Source organism: Paraburkholderia rhynchosiae, from assembly GCF_002879865.1.
Lineage (GTDB): Bacteria > Pseudomonadota > Gammaproteobacteria > Burkholderiales > Burkholderiaceae > Paraburkholderia > Paraburkholderia rhynchosiae.
The window spans coordinates 1-445 of record NZ_PNXY01000131.1 but is presented as its reverse complement, the minus strand read 5'-3'; the positions used below and the strand labels follow the sequence as shown (position 1 = coordinate 445).

Genomic DNA, 445 nt, shown 5'->3' with positions numbered 1-445 from the left:
GAGCAAGACGTTTAAGCCAGTACCGGAATTCAAGACGGAAGCGGAAGAACGCGCCTTTTGGGAAAGCCAGGATTCCGACGATCATGTCGACTGGAGCAAGGCTGAACGTGTGCGCATGCCGAACCTGAAACCATCCTCGACATCAATCTCGCTGCGGCTGCCGAACGCGCTGCTTGAACGGATCAAGATCGCGGCGGGCAAACGAGACGTACCCTACCAATCGCTCATCAAGATCTGGCTCGCGGAAAAGGTCGACGCTTCTGGCGCGCAACGATGACGTTTGCGGGATTGACGAGAACATGGTGGAGCGCACGGCGGCGAAGTGATCCATGGTCACCTTCCTTTCATTTCAGACCCGGCACAGATGGCCGGTAAAAGCGACTAGAAATTATCACTTAGAAAGTCAGCCTTCAGTCGTATAAATTTACAAGCGCACCTGTCACCC

1 protein-coding gene is annotated in these 445 nt (G+C 54.4%); it reads left to right on the top strand.

What is annotated here, in order from left to right; genetic code table 11:
- Positions 1–277: BrnA antitoxin family protein (locus C0Z16_RS37135; RefSeq protein ID WP_102636857.1), on the top strand; the 277-nt coding region annotated here is incomplete at its 5' end.
- Positions 278–445: the final 168 nt, after the last annotated feature.